The sequence below is a fragment of the Lacibacter sp. genome (genome assembly GCF_035299325.1).
Lineage (GTDB): Bacteria > Bacteroidota > Bacteroidia > Chitinophagales > Chitinophagaceae > Lacibacter.
On the sequence record NZ_DATGWT010000030.1, the window covers coordinates 66233 to 81464 of the forward strand.

The 15232-nt window shown below is 40.2% G+C and carries 16 protein-coding genes; 8 read left to right on the forward strand and 8 right to left on the reverse strand.

From position 1 onward, the window contains the following. Nucleotide 1 precedes the first annotated feature (1 nt). Genes VK159_RS17980 through VK159_RS17995 form a run of 4 tightly spaced genes read left to right on the forward strand, consistent with a single transcriptional unit; the run spans nucleotide 2 to nucleotide 2190 of the window. On the forward strand, nucleotides 2-700 hold the full coding sequence (locus VK159_RS17980) for an ABC transporter ATP-binding protein (protein ID WP_324231552.1): 699 nt from the start codon (nucleotides 2-4) through the stop codon (nucleotides 698-700). Between the two features lie 5 nt (nucleotides 701-705). Continuing rightward, nucleotides 706-1473, forward strand: a complete 768-nt coding sequence (locus VK159_RS17985) for an ABC transporter permease subunit (RefSeq protein ID WP_324231553.1) — start codon at nucleotides 706-708, stop codon at nucleotides 1471-1473. 9 nt (nucleotides 1474-1482) lie between these two features. Next, complete coding sequence (locus tag VK159_RS17990; RefSeq protein WP_324231554.1) at nucleotides 1483-1773, forward strand: cupin domain-containing protein; 291 nt, start codon at nucleotides 1483-1485, stop codon at nucleotides 1771-1773. A gap of 21 nt (nucleotides 1774-1794) precedes the next feature. Further along, entirely contained in the window at nucleotides 1795-2190 is a 396-nt protein-coding gene (locus tag VK159_RS17995; RefSeq protein ID WP_324231555.1) for a group III truncated hemoglobin, read from the forward strand. Nucleotides 2191-2259: 69 nt separating this feature from the next. Here VK159_RS17995 and VK159_RS18000 read toward each other — a convergent pair whose 3' ends face one another. Next, on the reverse strand, nucleotides 2260-2814 hold the full coding sequence (locus tag VK159_RS18000; RefSeq protein ID WP_324231556.1) for a fasciclin domain-containing protein: 555 nt from the start codon (nucleotides 2812-2814) through the stop codon (nucleotides 2260-2262). Between the two features lie 135 nt (nucleotides 2815-2949). On the opposite strand from VK159_RS18000, the gene VK159_RS18005 reads away from it, so the two are divergent. After that, complete coding sequence (locus VK159_RS18005) at nucleotides 2950-3126, forward strand: DUF6728 family protein (protein WP_182801639.1); 177 nt, start codon at nucleotides 2950-2952, stop codon at nucleotides 3124-3126. Between the two features lie 3 nt (nucleotides 3127-3129). Here VK159_RS18005 and lpxB read toward each other — a convergent pair whose 3' ends face one another. Then, nucleotides 3130-4254, reverse strand: a complete 1125-nt coding sequence (gene lpxB / locus VK159_RS18010; RefSeq protein WP_324231557.1) for a lipid-A-disaccharide synthase — start codon at nucleotides 4252-4254, stop codon at nucleotides 3130-3132. A gap of 416 nt (nucleotides 4255-4670) precedes the next feature. On the opposite strand from lpxB, the gene VK159_RS18015 reads away from it, so the two are divergent. Beyond that, entirely contained in the window at nucleotides 4671-5069 is a 399-nt protein-coding gene (locus VK159_RS18015) for a hypothetical protein (RefSeq protein WP_324231558.1), read from the forward strand. 208 nt (nucleotides 5070-5277) lie between these two features. Here VK159_RS18015 and VK159_RS18020 read toward each other — a convergent pair whose 3' ends face one another. Both VK159_RS18020 and surE read right to left on the reverse strand, forming a co-directional pair. Continuing rightward, nucleotides 5278-5571, reverse strand: coding sequence for a hypothetical protein (locus tag VK159_RS18020; RefSeq protein WP_324231559.1), 294 nt, complete (start codon nucleotides 5569-5571; stop codon nucleotides 5278-5280). Next, nucleotides 5571-6359, reverse strand: coding sequence for a 5'/3'-nucleotidase SurE (gene surE / locus VK159_RS18025; protein ID WP_324231560.1), 789 nt, complete (start codon nucleotides 6357-6359; stop codon nucleotides 5571-5573). Before surE ends, VK159_RS18020 begins: the two co-directional genes overlap by 1 nt. Nucleotides 6360-6550: 191 nt before the next feature. Between surE and VK159_RS18030 the strand changes: the two genes are divergently transcribed. Together VK159_RS18030 and VK159_RS18035 are read left to right on the forward strand one after the other, a co-directional pair. Further along, nucleotides 6551-7300, forward strand: coding sequence for a LexA family transcriptional regulator (locus VK159_RS18030; protein ID WP_324231561.1), 750 nt, complete (start codon nucleotides 6551-6553; stop codon nucleotides 7298-7300). A gap of 88 nt (nucleotides 7301-7388) precedes the next feature. Then, entirely contained in the window at nucleotides 7389-9854 is a 2466-nt protein-coding gene (locus tag VK159_RS18035; protein WP_324231562.1) for a DUF5916 domain-containing protein, read from the forward strand. A 176-nt stretch (nucleotides 9855-10030) separates the two neighbouring features. Here VK159_RS18035 and VK159_RS18040 read toward each other — a convergent pair whose 3' ends face one another. The 4 genes from VK159_RS18040 to VK159_RS18055 form a co-directional block, all read right to left on the reverse strand. Next, nucleotides 10031-10876: a histone deacetylase gene (locus VK159_RS18040; RefSeq protein ID WP_324231563.1), complete on the reverse strand. Its 846-nt coding sequence runs from the start codon at nucleotides 10874-10876 to the stop codon at nucleotides 10031-10033. Nucleotides 10877-10963: 87 nt separating this feature from the next. Continuing rightward, nucleotides 10964-11629 carry a ligase-associated DNA damage response endonuclease PdeM gene (gene pdeM, locus VK159_RS18045; RefSeq protein ID WP_324231564.1) on the reverse strand — a complete coding sequence of 222 codons (666 nt, stop codon included), beginning with the start codon at nucleotides 11627-11629 and terminating at the stop codon, nucleotides 10964-10966. Nucleotides 11630-11796: 167 nt separating this feature from the next. Then, nucleotides 11797-12294, reverse strand: a complete 498-nt coding sequence (locus tag VK159_RS18050; protein WP_324231565.1) for a heme-binding domain-containing protein — start codon at nucleotides 12292-12294, stop codon at nucleotides 11797-11799. Between the two features lie 99 nt (nucleotides 12295-12393). Next, nucleotides 12394-14901, reverse strand: coding sequence for a ligase-associated DNA damage response DEXH box helicase (locus VK159_RS18055; RefSeq protein ID WP_324231566.1), 2508 nt, complete (start codon nucleotides 14899-14901; stop codon nucleotides 12394-12396). Nucleotides 14902-15232 lie beyond the last annotated feature (331 nt).

Below are 15232 nucleotides of genomic sequence, written 5' to 3' on the forward strand. Positions count from 1 at the left end.
CATGATCATCGCCAGTAACGTTACAAAAACATTCGGCAAATTAAAGGCACTCGATAATGTGAGTGTGAATTGCAATCGTGGACAAACCATTGCATTGATCGGTCCAAACGGCAGTGGCAAAACAACATTGATCAAATCAATACTCGGAATGGTAGTGCCTGATAGTGGCTTTATCACGTTCGATCAACATAATATTCTGCACAACTGGATGTATCGTGAACGTATTGGTTATATGCCGCAGATAGGTCGTTATCCTGATAACATGACGATTGCCCAGGTATTTACCATGATGCGTGATATCCGCAAAAATCCAACAGCAACAGATGAAGAACTCATCAGCGAATTTGGATTAAACGAGATGACGCAGAAAAAAATGCGGACACTTAGTGGCGGAACAAGACAGAAAGTAAGTGCTGCACTCGCATTTTTATTTAATCCCGATGTGTTGATCCTTGATGAACCTACTGCAGGACTTGATCCTGTGGCGTCAGAAGTACTCAAGCAAAAGATCGTCAGAGAAAAACAAAAAGGAAAACTTATTCTCATTACATCGCACATCTTAAGCGAGCTTGATGATGTGGTGAGTGAAATTATTTATATGCAGGATGGCAAATTACAGTTTCATAAATCGCTGCAGCAATTGCAGGAAGATACAGGTGAAATGAAATTAGCAAAAGCCTTTGCACAAATCATGAAATAAAGATTATGAGAACGATTATTAAACATGTACTGCTCGATCTTATCCGTAACAGGATCATCATGGCCTATACTTTTTTTCTGCTGGCCATGTCGTTCGGTATTTTTAATATGGATGAAAATGCAACCAAAGGCATTATGAGTTTAATGAACCTGGTGCTTATTTTTATTCCGTTGGTGAGTATTATTTTCTCTACTATTTATGTGTATAATTCTTCTGAATTTATTGAGTTACTGGTAGCACAACCGTTAAAGCGTAAAAGTTTGTGGTTAAGTATTTATGCCGGCTTGTCCTCATCACTTGTACTTGCATTTTTGGTTGGCGTGGGTATTCCTGTATTGATCTACGATGGCACGAGTACCGGTTACATATTGTTGCTCTCAGGCGTTTTTCAAACATTGATCTTTACAGGAATTGCGCTACTTGCATCAGTGGTTACAAGAGATAAAGCTAAAGGAATCGGAGTATCAGTATTGCTGTGGTTCTTCTTTACGCTCATCTATGATGCAATTGTGTTAACGCTGCTCTTCCGTTTCAGCGACTATCCATTAGAGAAGCCAATGATCGCATTAAGCATGCTCAACCCGGTTGACCTGTCAAGAATATTGATCTTATTAAAGCTTGATATTTCTGCACTCATGGGTTATACCGGCGCTGTGTTCAGTGATTTTTTTGGCAGTGCAAGTGGTATGTTATTATCAGGGCTGGTATTGTTCGTCTGGGCAATTGTTCCGGTGTGGTTATCCATGAAAAAATTTCAACGTAAGGATCTTTAAACTAAAAACATGCATTTAGGAAATCTAGCAGACCAGATCCGATTTGGTAAGACAACAAAAACATCTGTTTATAAAGATGAGCGCATGAATGTGATGTTGCTCAACCTGCCCGAAGGTGAAGTATTAAAACCACATGTTTCAAAAACAGATGCATTCCTTGTAGTGCAGAAGGGAGAATGTGAATTTACACTTGAAGGACAGTTGCATCATTTAAAACGTGGCGATCTGTTTTCATTTAAAGCAAACCAGGTACATGCATTGAAAGCGCTCACAGATTTCAGTATGCTTATTATAAAATAGCAGGCAAAAAATAATTCACACATGAAAAAACAAATGGAAAATCGTGACGATGTGATCTTGCTGGTGAATACCTTTTATGATAAAGTAAAACCCGACCCTGTGATTGGTTTTTTCTTTAATAAAGTTGTGGATGTGCATTGGGAGAAACATTTACCGGTGATGTACACGTTCTGGGAGAATATCATTTTTCATACCGGCGGTTACACAGGTAATCCCATGCGAATACACATGGATCTTCACCAGAAATCAACGATGAAGAAAGAACATTTTGATCGCTGGATACAGTTGTTCAACGAAACAATTGATGAGCTGTTTGAAGGGGAGAAAGCAGAGCAGGCAAAACAACGTGCCTTATCTATTGCAACTGTTATGCAGATCAATATAGCACAATTGCCCAAGCAGGAAAATATTTATTAAGTAATTAAGTCTTATGGGAACGGAAAAGGCATCCAATTGGATGCCTTTATTTTTTAAGGACTGGTAAGATTATTTTTTTGGAGGTAACAATACCGCATCAACAACATAAATAATTCCGTTCGATGCAGGCACTGTAGCAACAATGTTTGCACCATTCACCGTCATCTTTCCATCTTTATTGCCAATGGTTACTGATTGGCCGTTTGCCATGCCATAGGTCATACCATCGCCCAACAATGCATCCTTCAATACACCAACATAAACATGGTATTCCAGAATATCACGCAGTGTGTTTTTGTTTTCCGGTTTTACTAAGTCATCAAGAGTACCTTTTGGTAAAAGATCAAATGCGGCATTGGTAGGAGCGAACACGGTGAATGGTCCGGCATTGCTCAGCACATCAACATATTCAGCGGCTTTTAATGCGGCAACTAAAGTTGTATGGTCTTTACTGCCAATGGCAACTTTCACTACATCTTTTTGTGAGTCATTGTCTTGCACGGCCGATTGACCGGCTGTATTAGCAGCATCCGGTTCGGTTGTGGTACTTGCTTGTTCGGTACCGGAATTGCAAGCTACAGTAAGAGAAAGGAGGGCGGCGGCCATGAAGGAAAAATACTTCATATCGTTTGGTTTTTTTGTTGAACAAATAATGTAGAAATTCTGTCTAAAGTAAAACTGATGTGTCTGTTTTTTTATGACCTGAATCATAACTGCAGAACATTTCGGTAACTTGCATTGTTAGAAAAGAAAAACGATATGGGTATCCTTCGCCAGGTAGCAGAATATTTATACATTAAGAAGCCTGATCCTAATCAGGAAAAAACGCAGTGGATGAAATACATGCACGGTATTAACCGCATTTCCATTTTTGTATTTCTGTTTGCAATGATGGTTTTGCTGGTACGTTGGGTAATTCTTCCTCTGTTTAAATAAGTATTACTGCTGAACAAAATCAACGATCGATTTGGCTGCTTTCAACGAAGCATGACCACCGGCTTGTAATTTTTCTTTCAGCTGTTTGTAATCGAGTTGCAGTTGTTCCCGTTTTGCAGAACCGGGTAAGATGAGTTGTAATTCATTGCTGAGATTTATTGCATTCATTTCATGCTGTATCAACTCTTTCACCACCTCTTTATCCATGATAAGGTTTACCAGTGAAATGTATTTGATGTTCACCAATCGTTTAGCGATTTGGTAACTGATCTCGTTGCCTTTGTAACAAACCACCTCCGGCACTTCAAACAAAGCCGTTTCTAAAGTTGCTGTGCCCGATGTTACCAATGCAGCTGTTGATTGTTGCAACAAAGCATAGGTTTGATTGTTGACGTACGATACATTTTCATACGGCTTTAATAATTTATTGTAAAATGATGCATCAAGCCCCGGTGCTTTGGCAACAATAAATTGATAATTACTGAATTGCCTGCTCACTTCAAGCATCACCGGTAATTTTTTTAATATCTCTTGCTTGCGGCTGCCGGGTAATAGTGCAATGATCTGTTTATTTGCATCAATTGGTATACCCGGTTGCAATGCGATTGATTCTTTTTTTGATCGTTCCACTTCTTCAATCAGTGGATGACCAACATATTCCACTTCCCAATTCCATTTCTGTTTATAATAATCTTTTTCAAACGGAAGGATCACTAACATACGATCAATGCATTGTTTCATCATCTTCACCCTGTTTTCTTTCCATGCCCATACCTGTGGTGAGATGTAGTAAACAACTTTTATGTTTTCTTCTTTTGCCCATTTTGCAATGCGTAAATTAAAACCGGGATAATCGATCAACACCAATACATCAGGACGATGTTCCAGTATATCTGCTTTGCAAAAAGAAAGGTTGTTGAAAATAGTGCGCAGGTTTTTGATCACTTCCACAAAACCCATGAAAGCAAGATCACGGTAATGTTTTACAAGTGTTGCACCTGCAGCCTGCATTTTTTCACCACCCCAGCAACGGATATTAGCTGTAGTATCATGCTTATGCAATTCTTTAATCAAATTACTGCCGTGTAAATCGCCGCTTGCTTCTCCGGCTATGATGTAATAATTCATGTTGTAAATAATCGATCAAAGATCGTGAATGTGATATTTTGCCGTAAAGATACCAATCAATCCGCATGCGTATTTGTGCGTATTTCAGGCTGATAACATTCAGATAATATAGCTGAAAAAGAGGTTGGGCGTCATGCAAAATATTTTCTGAAACCCTTAGCCAGTAAGGATTTTAGAAAATAATTAAGAAAGTAACGGCCATAAAATGAACCTTTTCTTGACTTGTGCAGGAGTTTGCGGGGCTGTACTTTTGTCTTGTCAACGAAGCAAATCACAAGCTTCTTCCGTACTGAATCTCCGGAGTGGACTTTAACTTAACCTGCTTGCTCCACGATACTTGCCCCACGATTTTTGCTGCGATACTTGCCTGTAGAAAAAGCAAATAACATTTCGTAAAAATTTAAAACATAAGAAACATGAAAAAGACAATGAAAAATGCAGCTATCGGTTTATTTACCTTATTAGCAGTAACGACAGGATTTACAGCATTCGCAACAAACGTAAACGAATTAACTCCTGCAGCTGAGTTAAAAATGATCGGCCGTTCACAAAATCAGCCAATCTTCCAGCTCAGTCTCAATAACAAAGAAGCAGAAAAATTCGTGATCGTTGTAAAGGATGAGTTTGGTTTGATCCTTCACCAGGAAACAATCAGCGGTGTAAACATCACACGTAAATACCAGTTAAACACAGAAGAACTGGAAGGTGTAGATGTAACATTTGAAGTGATTGGTACTAAATCAACACAGTCAACTGTTTTCAGTATCAAAAATAACACACGTGTTATAAACGAAACAGCTATCGTTAAACTATAATAATCATAATCAATAGACACAGGGTTTACGGGTTGCCTCTTGAGGCAACCCGTTTTTTTTAAGGCCGTTGCTGAACTTAACCTATAGTAAATACAGAGAAGTTTTATTCAACCATCAAAGCAAGCGATGGTGAAAAACAAATTATTAGATGGATGTGATGACGAGAATTAATCATTCGCATCATACGAATCAACTTTCCTCAGCCGTCTTACATGAAGAACTTTGCATAAAGGATGATCAAGCCATACATTACCGTCATTGCAAAAATGCCGATGGCCGTTTTATCACGGCGTCCGTTAATGAAAATGGTAAAGAGAACGATGTTTGCAATAAGGCATAAACTTCCTACAGCCGTAAGCATCGCTTTTGTTTTGAAGAAGTATTCTACAAACTCTCCAAACGTAATGGAGGGAGTTTTAATAAAGTAGTAAATAACAAGACCGAAAATAGGGGCGAGGGCACCCAAAGCAATTCCAAAGGGTAGTTTATCGAGTTTCAGCATCAGAATGTCAGTTTGGTTTCTAATTCTTTTTTGAGTTTATAATTTGTCAGGTCGAATTGAACGGGAACTACACTCACAAAATTGTGTTCGAGGGCCCAAACATCGGTATCTTTTCCTTTATCGAAGTTTTTAAACTCTCCTGTGAGCCAGTAATAGCTCTTACCTGTTGGGTCTTTTCGCTCATCAAAATCTTCTACATACTTGGCATAAGCCTGACGGCAAACTTTTACACCTTTGATCAAACTGGCATCTACACTCGGGAAGTTTACATTCAGACAAAGATGTTTATCCTGTTTGCGTTTCAGCAGCTGCTCAACAATTAACCTTGCATATTTTTTTGCACCGCTGAAATCGGCTTCCATGCTGTAATTGAGTAACGAAAAACCAACCGAAGGAATACTTTCAATGCTTGCTTCAATGGCCGCACTCATCGTTCCGCTATAGATCACATTAATACTGTGGTTGGCGCCATGATTGATACCGCTGAGGCAGAGATCCGGTTTGCGGTGCAGTATTTTATCAACCGCCAGTTTTACACAATCAACAGGCGTGCCGCTGCATTGCCAGGTTTCCACATCATCCATCAAATGCACTTTTTGTAAACGCAGGGGAAATCCAATGGTAATGGCGTGGCCCATACCGCTTTGCGGTTTATCTGGAGCCACCACTACTATTTTTCCAAGATCTTTTACGGCTTCCACAAGGCTGCGGATGCCCGGTGCTGTAACACCATCGTCGTTTGTGATAAGGATGATGGGTTGTTCTTTCGGTTTCTTTGCTTTGGCCATGGATAGGTTCCTTTCTTATAGAACGTAAAAGTCTGATTTATTGGGGAGTTGGCAAAATGTGTCTGAACATCGCCTTCATACATTGTCTTGAAATTATCCGTGTAAGTCTGTGCAATCTGCGAGAAAGAATTATTAAATATTTTGTCAAACTAAAATAATTAGTATATTCGTTCCAATAAAATTAGCAGATTATGGCCGTTGCCAATCAAAACCTCAAATACCTGCGCAAATTGCGTGGATGGACACAGGAAGAATTTGCACAAAAGATCGGTATCAAGCGCTCACTTGTGGGAGCTTATGAAGAAGAGCGTGCCGAGCCCAATTACGAAGTGCTCGAAACTGTAAGCGATCTGTTTAAAGTGAGCATTGATGATCTGCTCCGCAAGGATCTCAGCGAAACAAAGGGCAGTTACCTGGCCAAACGTCGCCAGTTAAAAATGATCGCTGAAACCAATGTCATTCATTTTGTTCCGGTAAAAGCTGCGGCCGGTTACCTCAATGGCTATGCCGATCCGGAATTCCTGGATGAACTCAACACTTTTACGTTGCCGATGCTGGCAGGAGGAACCTATCGTGCCTTTGAAATTGTGGGTGATAGTATGTTGCCGACCCCAAGTGGTAGCGTAATCGTGGGAGAGAAAGTGCATAATCTCGACGATGTAAAAAACAACAATGCTTACATCATCCTCAGTAAATCAGAAGGGGTTGTTTATAAGCGTGTGCTGAAAAGTAACCGCACCAAGAATAAGCTCACTTTGGTAAGCGATAATCCGGTTTATCAACCCTACCAGGTGAATGCCGAAGATGTACTCGAATTCTGGAGTGCTCAAATGGTATTGAGCCGTGTAAATCAGGGCCAGCGTTGGGATGTAACCAATCTTGCATCATTGGTAAGTAATCTTCAAGACCAGGTGAACAACCTTAAAAAGAAAATGAATTAACCATTACCTTAACTGTAAACCAAGTCATGTCGCCGCTCATACAAAATCAAAAGTATGGGCGGTTTTTTTATAATAGTTTGCGGCCGTAATGAGAAAATCGATCCTGTCCTTTGTATTAACGATTGCTGCTTTATCATCACTTGCCGGTAACGAACCGGAACGTTCCCTCCAGGCCAGTAAAGTTGCGCAGGCACCCAAATTAGATGGTGTGCTCGATGAAGCCATTTGGCAAACCGCTCCTGTTGCTGAAAACTTTGTAGTGAATAGCCCCAACTATGGGGAAGCATCGGCTTACAAAACCAAAGTGTATGTTGTTTACGACAACAATTCTATTTACATCGGTGCATATTTATATGATGATCCTTCAAAAGTGCGCACACAGCTAACGGCTCGTGACAAAGAGAGTCAGCAGGACATTGATTATTTTTCTGTTTTCTTTGACACATACAATGATGATCAGAATGGTTTCCAGTTTTTAGTGACCAGTCGAAATGTGCAGAGCGATGGACGTTTGAGTCCGAATCGTTCATCTCAATTTGGTCCACCCAGTGATTACAGTTGGGATGCGGTTTGGGAAAGTAAAGTAACCATGCATGAAGATGGCTGGGTGGTTGAAATGAAGATCCCATACTTCTCTCTTCGTTTTGCCAAAAAAGAAAAACAGGATTGGGGTTTGAATTTTCAACGATACGTTCGTCGAAGTAATGAAAGTTCTTATTGGAATAATATCAACCCAAATCAAAATGGATTTGTAAACCAATTCGGCAGACTCAGCGGATTGGAAAATCTTGAACCACCACTTCGCTTATCATTTCTTCCCTATGTTACGGCTGGCTTTCGAACCACACCAACATCTAAAGGAAGAGTAAATGAATTTCTCCGCAATGGTGGTATGGATGTAAAATATGGTGTGAACGAAAGCTTCACATTAGATATGACATTGATTCCCGACTTTGGTCAGGTGATCAGTGATAATGTGATCAATAATCTTTCACCATTTGAAGTGCAGTTCCAGGAGAACCGTCCATTCTTTACCGAGGGTACAGAAATTTTCAACAAAGCCGGGTTGTTTTATTCAAGAAGAGTAGGAGCAACTCCATCGGGTTATTATAATGCACGAAGTATTGGATCAACTGATAGTACAAGAGTCGTCTCAAATCCCGGTGTAGTGCAATTGCTGAATGCAACAAAATTCTCCGGCAGAACAAAACAGAAATTGGGCATTGGAGTGTTCAATGCAATTGGTGCAGCAATGTTTGCTGAAATTGAAAACACGAATACAAAACAAGTTGAGCGAATTCAAACAGAGCCATTCACCAATTATAATCTGATCGTTCTTGATCAGGCATTAAAAGGTCGTTCCTCCATTACACTTACCAATGCAAATGTTACACGTAATGGTGCAAGTAGAGATGCGAACGTAACAGGCATTGATCTGTACCTGTTTGATAAAACAAATCAATATGGTTTCCAGGGAAAATTTGATTACAGTAAGATCATGGGGCCAAATCCATACAGTGGATTTAAAAGTGTAGTAAGTCTTGGAAAAGTCAGCGGTAAGATCCAGTTCAATTTATTAAGTAATGTAGAGAGCGACAGGTATGATCCAAATGATCTTGGGTTTCTTGGTGTTGCCAATAAAGTGCATACGCAATTCACTGCCAGTTATAATCAGCTAACACCTACTGATAAGTTTAATTCCTACAACTTCAGGTTAACGGTGCGTCATGAAATGTTGTACAAACCTTTTGTGTTCACCAACATTCAATACAATGCTAATGCTTTTTGGTTCTTTAAAAATTTCTGGGATGTGAGTCTTGGCGCTACGTATCAACCACTATGGCAGAAAAGTTATTTTGAATTGCGTACACCCGGTCGTTATTTAAGACAGGTGCCTTGGGGATTCTTTCGCTTAAATGGAAGTACAGATAGCCGTAAGCGTTTGTTTGCAAGGTTAACGCTTGGTATGGCTGAATCGGTTGATATTAAGAACGATCCTTACATTGTTATTCATCCGGGTATGCGTTACCGTTTCAGCGATCGATTAAGTTTAGATATTGACTGGAGTTATACGGATGATCGTGGACAATTTGGTTATGCATTTCAACGTGAAGCAAATGGAGAACCCATTATTGGAAGAAGAAGAAAAACAGATGTAACCACACTTGTGAGTGGTATTTATAATTTCACCAGCCGTATGAATGTTACGTTGCGTGCCCGCCACTACTGGAGCCGTGTGAAGTATGCAAGCTTTTACAATGTAAGTGAAGATGGCTGGTATATTGATCGTGCATTTATTCCGGGGCAGGATCAAAACTTCAACGTATGGAATATGGATGTATTCTACACCTGGGATTTCAATTATGGAAGTAGATTTATTGTAGGTTGGAAAAACTGGCTGGCAAATGATTTCCAGGTTGACGGAGACCGTTACAAAAATTATTGGGGTAATGCAGGTCGTGTATTGTTATCACCACAAGGAAATGAATTTACTGCACGTATGATCTTCTTTATTGATTCGCAGAAGTTGAGAAGGAAGAGAAATCAGTCGTGAGCCGGTAGTTGTTAGTGGTGAGTCGTGAATGGTGAGCGGAGTCGAGTCCTGAGCGAAGTCGAAGGACGGGGCCAGTCAATCGAGCGCCAGTCGAGATTGACGTTCATTGGTTTTTGTATTTTGTCTTTTGGGTTTTAATACTTGTTCCTTGAACCTTGTCTCTTGTGCCTTCTCTTTTAATTCAATCCATAAATATCTTTCGCCACACGAAACGTATTACAATGTGCTTCTACAATAATTTTTACATCGGCTGAATAACCGCCGCCCATTGCAACTGTGCAGGGGATGTTGTGCGTTTGCAGTTTACTGAATACGATTTCATCCCGTTGCTTGCAACCCTGCATACTCACTTTCAGTTTCCCGAATTTATCAGTATCAAGTATATCAACACCAGATAAGTAAAACACAAAATCGGGTTTCACTTTGTTGATGAGCATATCAAGTGTGTTCTCCAGCAATGGAAGATAGATGCTGTCATCCGTGCCATCTTTCAAACCAATATCAAGATCACTCGTTTCTTTATGAAAAGGATAATTGTGTGCGCCATGCATGCTGAACGTAAACACATTTTTATTCTGTTCAAATAATTTAGCTGTGCCATTTCCCTGGTGTACATCCAGATCAACAATAAGAATTTGTTTTGCTTTTTGTTGATGCAATAAGTAATTGGCTGCAGTTGCAAAATCGTTCAGTAAACAAAAACCTTCACCACGGTCGGCGAACGCATGATGAGTGCCACCTGCAACATTCATAGCAACTCCGTTCTCAATTGCATAAGTGCAACAATCAATTGTTCCTTGTGTGATGATCAATTCACGTTCTGTTAATTCAGGTGATTGAGGAAAGCCGATATGTCGCTGCTCTTTTGCAGATAGTGTTTGTTGTTTGAGTTTGGTCAGGTATTCTTGTGTATGCGTCAGCAATACAATTTCATCGGAACATATTTCAGGCGCAAACAAATTAGCAGTTGAAATACTTCCTTCATGTAGTAATTGCTCAGGGATCAATTCATATTTCAACATCGGAAAGCGATGCCCTTCCGGCAATGGATGCGCATAGATAGGTGCGTGGGCAATATGTAATAATTTATTTGTGATACTGTTGAGTTTTTATTGCAGTTCCAATACTTGTTTATCAGCAATGGCAAATACTTTGTCTTTTTTCTTTGGACGAACAGGGTGTAAACCGGTGAAACGTCCAAAGGCAGGCAGCACTGCATGTTTCCCTGCAAAATAAAAACAGGGGAAATGTAACGACTGTCTGCCTAATCCGCCGATACGTATACCGGGGTGAACATGTCCTGTGAATACATAATCATCTTCGGTGAAATTAGCCGCATCAGCAGGCAACTCATGCATGAAGGTAAAAGGAGCAGTATGAAGTTGCTCATGATGAATGGTAATATCATGTGAAGTGTACCAATCATTACCAAGAATATCATGATTGCCCTTTACCAAATGTATAGGCAATTGCGACAGATCCTTTCGCCACTTCTCAAACAACTTTAGTTCGTTGTTCATATTACTATGTGAAAAATCACCCACCACAATTAGCCGTTCCGGTTTAAAAAATTGCACCTGCGCTATCAGTCGTTGCAGATCTTCTTTAAATACAGTTTGGGGAATGCCAATGCCTGCCTTGCGGAAATGACCACTCTTGCCTAAATGAATATCAGACACGATCAGCGACTTATCCTCTTCCCAAAACAAACAGCGTTCCGGCGAGAGCCAGAGTGTTTGTTGTTTGAGATGGAAACGATGAGGTTGCTGCGTCATGACCTGCAAATGTATGCCGTGGATTTTGTGCAAACAGTAGGCTGAGATAATTTATTTTAAAGATGCAGATAGATCAACGTGACTATTTGCATCATTCACGGGTTTATTTTCAATGCAACGGAAATAATTAAAAGAAGAAAACAACAAAGCCCCACAAGGGGCTTTGTTTATTTTGCTGATGTTTTATTGTTATCCGATTGTTGTGAAGGCTCTGCAGGCGGAAGTATAGCAAGACTTTCTTCGCACCATTTATACAATGCTGCTTTTTGTTCGGCAGTAAGTATCGCTTTTTTGTGGATCCAAGTATAACTCGGGAGTGGCATTTTCCCTTCTTTCACTTCATCCATGATCTCATTGAATTTTTTCCGCTGACGTTTGGCTGTATAAGTTGCAAACTCAGAAAAGTTCAATTCTTTTTTTCCTTCATTTACATGATCCTGCAACCACCAGGTAACCGGTTGCACATTGGCATACCAGGGATAAACAGTATTGTTACTGTGGCAATCGTAACAGGATTGTTTTAAGATGGAAGCCACATTATCATTCACAGCAAATTTGGTACTTACGTCATTGGTAAATGGCCCTGCTGATACGTTTTGTTTTGGGCGGATGAACTGGATGATCACCAGTGCGGCGATAAGAACATAAAGGATCTTTTTGATCATTACTGATAGTTTTGATAAATGTAATAAGAAAATGATTTGGTTTCAATGACAGATTTACACAGAGTGGAAAATTGTGGTCATTTTTTTCAGTTAGGTATATTAAGACGACCAGGCATTGTTCAGCTGCGCCTGCATACGCCTGATCCTGTCTTCCAGTTTTTCACTCGAAAGATTATTGCGGTTCAAGCCATCTGCAATAATGGGGAAGGAGAGCGGAGTAAACCTTTTTGGAAATGTAAGAATGATCTTACTCTGCCGGATACGGTTGAATGCATTTCGCAACCGCACTTCTTCCATCTGCTGATCAAACACTTCCTGGTATGCCTGGCGAAGCAATACGTTTTTCGAATCGTATTCGCTGAAAACATTGAACAGCAAACTTGCAGAGGCCTGCAGATGTCTTGCTTTCTTTTGTTCACCCGGTGATGATTGAATGATCAGTCCACCGATCACGGCGATATCCCGAAACTTTCGTCTTGCCATTTCGGTTGAGTTAACACTTCGTTGAATATCCTGCGTAAGATGATCGAGTGTGAACAGATCGCTTGCATTGGTATCATCAACAGGTATGGGTTGATCGCATAACAATTCAAATCCATAATCATTCATAGCGATGGAGAAAGTAAGCGGAGCAATTTTGCCAATACGGTAAGCAAGAATGGCACTCATTGCTTCGTGTACCTGTCTGCCTTCGAAAGGGTACACCAATAAATGAAAACCATCTTTACTTTCATGTTGCTCGATCAACAGTTCATCAGCTTTGGGGATATGCGATAACTCCTGTTGCAATTGAAACAGTGATGAAAGATGAATGAGTTCAAGTGAAGTAGTTTTATTGTGATGATTTGATGAGCCCAAATCAGAAACCTCATTAAACGTTTCTCTTAATTTCTTTCCAAGGTTGGCGGTTAAACTCATGCGACCACCATTCCAGCTCGGCACAATTGTTTTTTTTGATGTTGATTTTTTTACAAAAGCCGTCATGTCTTTGATCTGCACCAATTCCAAATTTCTTCCGGCGAGAGTAAATGAATCCCCGGGTTCCAGTCTTGTGATAAAATATTCTTCAATTACACCCACATAGCCACCACTCATCATCTTTACTTTCATCATCGCATCACTTACAATTGTACCAATATTCATACGGTGGCGCATAGCTAAACGCCTGCTTTGAATTCTGTAAATACCATTAATGATCTCGATCTTTTTATAGTCATCATATTGATGCAATGCTTTGCCGCCTTCCACTAAAAATTGTAATACTTCATGCCATTCATTTTCATTCAGATCACGAAAGCAATACGTGCTTTTGATCTCTTTGAAAATTTCTTCCGGTTTAAACCCGTCGGAAATTGCAAGCGTATTTAAATACTGGATCAACACATCAAAACAAAGCAACATCGGTTCTTTACTTTCAATTAAGTTTTCATCGATGGCATTTTTTAATGCAGCTGCTTCCACCAGCTCAAGTGAATGAGTAGGAAGAAAATAAATTTTACTCACTGCATCAGGTCTATGACCACTACGCCCCGCTCTTTGTAAAAACCTTGATACACCTTTTGGTGAACCAACCTGTATAACGGTCTCGACCGGACGAAAATCAACACCAAGATCAAGCGATGCAGTGCACACCACTGCTTTCAATTTGGCGGTATGCAAGGCTTCTTCCACCCACAAACGTAATTCCTGTTCAATACTTCCATGATGCAATGCAATGGCTCCGGCAAGTTCAGGTGCATGATTAAGCAACTCCTGGTACCAGCGCTCACTCATACCTCTTGTGTTAATAAAGATGAGGGTAGTGGTACTCTGTTCTATAATAGGTATGACCTTATGTATAAGTTTAATTCCAAGATGACCTGCCCATGGATAATTTTCTATTTCATCGGGCAACACAGATTCTATAGCGATCTGTTTTTTCATGTGTGCTTTCACAATTACACCTTCTTCGTTCAAAGGCGACAGCAAAACTTCTTTTGCTTCTTCTAAATTGCCAATGGTTGCACTTATTCCCCAGATCATTGGTTTCTCATTCACCATTGACCATTGACTATTCACAATTCTGCTCAAAGCTAATTCCACCTGCACACCACGTTTACTGCCCATCAATTCGTGCCATTCATCAATGGCAATTACCTGTACTGTTTTAAATGCCTCAGCATAACCCTTTGAAGCAAGAAATAAATGAAGGCTTTCGGGTGTGATGATGAGTACTTCGGGCAGTTGTTTTTTTTGCCTTGCACGCTCAGCTGTTGTGGTATCGCCGTTACGGATGCCAACGGTCCAGTTCATACCCAGTTCACTGATCACTTCTTCCATTGCCCGTCCGATGTCTTTAGCCAATGCACGGAGTGGTGTGATCCAGATTAATTGTAAACCGTTCTTTGCTTTTGTCTGATACTGTTCAGGATGTTGATTGATGAAACGGATAAGTGAACCAAGAAAAACAGAAAAGGTTTTACCGCAACCCGTGGGCGCATTCACCAAACCGCTTTTACCGGCAGCAATCTGTTGCCATGCTTCTTCCTGGAATGCAAAGGGGTGCAGGCCTTTGGCCGAAAGCCAGGAAGCGATGCGTTGATAACCGGGACTGAGGAGAAGCTGCATAAAAGTGGAAGACAAAACTAAGCTTTCAAATAACAGGTAATTTCAGCAAATTGGTTGGTTTTATAGTTTTGGCATAAAAAAAAGTCTGCACAGCTCACTATATTATAATTTTAGTGTAGTTTCACAGTCACACCGAAGTCACCGATAGTTTTTAAATGCGTATCGGCAAAAAATCCTAATCCTCTGAACTTTTCCAATAATGTATAAGAAGGTTCCAAGAAATCTTGTTGTGAGAAAGGTTGAGTTGTCAAAATGTATGGAATTGCTTAAAACTTACGGACATCAGACGAAAGGGGAGAAAATAAGATTCCAGAATAAAGATAAAAAGGGT